Consider the following 3,210-nt stretch of genomic DNA (forward strand, 5'->3'; position numbering starts at 1 on the left):
GTCTCCGCGAGGTGGACCTCGTCCTCGATCACCAACACGCGCATCGCCGTGTCCTCCCGTCGCCTACGCCCCAAGTGAACCAGAACCACATGCTGTGCCCCGACGTACTTTCAGCGTCCCTTCAGCGGATCGGCGCCACACTGAGCCCGTGAACAAGTCCCAACACGCCTTGTTCGATACGGTGACCACTTTCGTGGTCTCGCACGGACCTGCGGCGATCGCGCTCGGCGGGCTGTTCGTCGCCACTGTGGTGTTCGGCGTGGGATGGGGCTACCGCCATGGCATGTCGACGTGGCTGTCCACTTCGGCACGGGTCGGCGGTCTGCTGTTCGGAGTGACCGTGCTGGCCCTGCAGGCCAGCCGCGGCGGTTGGTTGACGGGCGTGGACCACTCGGTCACGGCGTGGCTGGTCGCGCATCGTCACCCGGCGATCGACCACCTGGCCCTTGCCGTCAGCACCGCCCTCGGACCGGTGGAGATCGCCGTTCTCACGACCGCGGGCGCCGTCGCCGTGGGGCTCAAGTTCCGGTCGGCCCTCTGCGGCCTGACGGTGCTCGTCACCGTGGGCGGGGCCGCGACGCTGTGCTGGCTGATCAAGCTGCTGGTGGCTCGCGCCCGGCCTCCCCTCGCCGTCCAGGAGACCCTGGAGACGGACTACTCGTTTCCCTCGGGACACGTGACGGGAACCGCGGCGCTGGTGGGGATCCTGGCGGTGGCCTTCGGACTCGCCGCCAACCGGGTCGTGAAGGGTCTGCTCGCGGTCGTCGCGGTGCTTGCACTGTCGGCCGTGGCACTCAGCCGGCTCTACCTCGGCGTGCACTGGCTGACCGACGTGACGGCCGGTGTGCTGCTCGCAGCGGCGGTCGTGACCGTCGGTGCGACCGGCTTGGCCGTGCTCGTCGACGACCCGGCGCCGCTAGCTGCCGAGCTGGCGCCATCGAGGTCCACCAGGAAGGCGCTGCCATGAGCGCACGCAATCCCGACACCCTGCTGTCGACCTTCGGGTTGCTGGGGCTTGCCGCGGTGTACGCCATCGTGCTGCTTTCGGTGTTGCCCTTGATGGTCGGCCTGCGCGGTCGGCAGCCTCGGCGCACAGGCACCAGCGCTCCGACGCCGACGAACGATTCCGCCTCGCAAGACGTCACACCGCCACCCCGGACATGCAGCGCCGCCTGGCTCACGTTGGAGAGGAACTCGTGATGATTCCCAAGAACTCGGTACCCATGGTGTTCGTGGCGCTCGTAACCGCGGGTTTGCTCACCGGGTGTGGCGCCGGGACCGATAACCCGCCTGGCACACCCACGGCTGCCATCAGACCGGAAATGGTTGCACCCGAGCAGAACCCGGTCGGCGACATCCCCGACACACAGGTGTACGTGCCCTATGGTCCGCCGTCGCAATTGTTCACGGTGTCGGTCCCCGAAGGATGGGCGCAGACTAACGACGGCTCGGCGACCGTCTTCACCGACAAACTCAACGCGGTCCGCATCGAGATCAATCCGTTCCTGGACACGCTCACGCCGGACGTGGTTCGGCGGGAGGAACTGCCCGCGATCCAAGCGGCGAGCCCGGGATACCGCTTCGGCGCCGTCTCCGTGGTTCAGCGCAAGGCGGGGCCCGTCATTCTGGCCACCTACCAGGTTGACTCGACGCCCAATGAGGTCACCGGAAAGCGCGGCGTCGACGCCGTCGAACGCTATTCATTCTGGAGTGACGGCCACGAGGTGGTGCTGACGCTGTCCGGGCCGGTCGGAGCCGACAACGTCGATCCGTGGCGCACCATCACCGATTCTCTGCAGTGGCGGTAGCGGACGAACCGGCGCCGGAGTGCGCTCTGGAGGCGCACTCGCTGTATCGCTTCTATCGCGCCGGTGACGAGGAAACCCCTGCGCTGCAGGGCGTCTCACTGCGCGGGGAGTCGGGCGACCTAGTCGTCGTCACCGGACCGTCCGGTTCGGGAAAGTCGACGTTGCCCATTCGCTGGCAGGCCAGTCCGGAAGGAACACCGAGATCCTGAGCGTGCTTGGCCTACAAGACCGTTCGACGGCATACCCCACTCAACTGTCCGGTGGCGAGCTCGCTCGGGCCGGCCTCGCGGTCGCGCTCGCCAACTCACCCACGTTGCTGCTCGCCGACGAACCCACCGGTGAGCTCGACAGCACCACCGAAGCCCGGGTGCTCGACCTCCAAGGTCACAATGCCCCAATGGTCTTGGCGCTTCCGATGTCTCGGCAGTCCCCACGGGTGATTGGCGCTTGCGGGCCGCTCCTCACTTCAGCGACGTCAACAGCGTGGTGAGGGTCTGCGTCTCGGTGGCGGGATCGGGGTTGCCGGCCCGCAACGCCTCCAGCACTTGGTCGATCTGACCGTCGAGGACGGTCCAGCCGCTGTCGTCCAGGGGCTGCAAGGCGGACTGATCGTCGTCCCAGGCGGTTTCGAGGTCCTTGATCCGCGCCGTGGCGCCAGCCTGATCGCCGGCCTGCACCTTGCTCAGGGTGTCCGCGACGATGGTACGGAACTTCGTCACCTCGGCCGGCGGGAACTTCGCGGTCGCAGACTGCCCGGGGGCAAGTGTCGCGGCGGCCGACGAGCCGGATTCCGATTCGCTGGCGGCCGCGACGGAGTGCGGCTGCCCGGCGGCCCAGACGAGCAGGGCCCCGGCTGCCGCGGCGACGGCCGCGTAGTACCCGTGGACGAGCCGCTCCCGAGCCACATTCTTCGATGCGGCGGACGTCTCGTGCGCTTCGGGCTTGTCGATGACGTCGCTGCGCGTGATCGACAGGTAGACGACGATGGCGAGGATCGCGGTGAGGAAGATGACGCTGGTGATGGCGGTGCCCAGACCGAGGCCCTGCTGATCCGGCGGGAACCCGAGCCAGTCGCCGAGGTTCGCACCGAGGGGCCGGGTGAGGATGTAGGCCAGCCAGAAGGAGAGCACGGCGTTGGCACCGAGTCGCCAGCCGATCACGACCGCGACGATCAGGCCGACGGGCAGCAGCACCGACGTGCCGGGTCCCCAGCCGGTGAGTTCCAGGATCCAATCGCCCGAGGCGGTACCGAGGGCGAAGGTGACCAGAATGGCGAGCCAGTAGAACGATTCGCGCGGCAACGTGGTGATGCTGTGAATCGACAGCGTGCGTTCTCGCGCCCACCACACGCCGAAGACGACCGCAAGGACCGCCGCGAAGACGCTGGTGCTCAGCGCGAGCG

6 protein-coding genes are annotated in these 3,210 nt (G+C 68.0%); 5 read left to right on the forward strand and 1 reads right to left on the reverse strand.

The genetic code is table 11. From position 1 onward, the window contains the following. Window positions 1–148: 148 nt before the first annotated feature. From QOI01_RS11705 to QOI01_RS11725, 5 genes are read left to right on the forward strand one after another with little or no spacing between them, the layout of a single operon-like run. A complete protein-coding gene (locus QOI01_RS11705) occupies window positions 149–967 on the forward strand; it encodes a phosphatase PAP2 family protein (RefSeq protein ID WP_526381026.1) in 819 nt (272 codons plus the stop codon). Continuing rightward, window positions 964–1,200, forward strand: a complete 237-nt coding sequence (locus QOI01_RS11710) for a hypothetical protein (protein WP_526381027.1) — start codon at window positions 964–966, stop codon at window positions 1,198–1,200. The genes QOI01_RS11705 and QOI01_RS11710 overlap by 4 nt, the downstream gene beginning before the upstream one ends. Further along, entirely contained in the window at window positions 1,200–1,808 is a 609-nt protein-coding gene (locus tag QOI01_RS11715) for a hypothetical protein (protein WP_526381029.1), read from the forward strand. The genes QOI01_RS11710 and QOI01_RS11715 overlap by 1 nt, the downstream gene beginning before the upstream one ends. Then, complete coding sequence (locus QOI01_RS11720) at window positions 1,799–2,017, forward strand: hypothetical protein (protein WP_526381031.1); 219 nt, start codon at window positions 1,799–1,801, stop codon at window positions 2,015–2,017. The genes QOI01_RS11715 and QOI01_RS11720 overlap by 10 nt, the downstream gene beginning before the upstream one ends. Before the next feature lie 2 nt (window positions 2,018–2,019). Further along, the gene (locus QOI01_RS11725; protein WP_526381033.1) at window positions 2,020–2,298 is read left to right on the forward strand and encodes an ATP-binding cassette domain-containing protein; all 279 of its coding nucleotides are present in this window, start codon (window positions 2,020–2,022) and stop codon (window positions 2,296–2,298) included. Here the strand turns inward: QOI01_RS11725 and QOI01_RS11730 are convergent. Then, window positions 2,270–3,210: COG4705 family protein (locus tag QOI01_RS11730; RefSeq protein WP_526381035.1), on the reverse strand; the 941-nt coding region annotated here is incomplete at its 5' end. The genes QOI01_RS11725 and QOI01_RS11730 overlap by 29 nt on opposite strands.

This window comes from Mycobacterium sp. (assembly GCF_032162605.1).
Taxonomy (GTDB): domain Bacteria; phylum Actinomycetota; class Actinomycetes; order Mycobacteriales; family Mycobacteriaceae; genus Mycobacterium.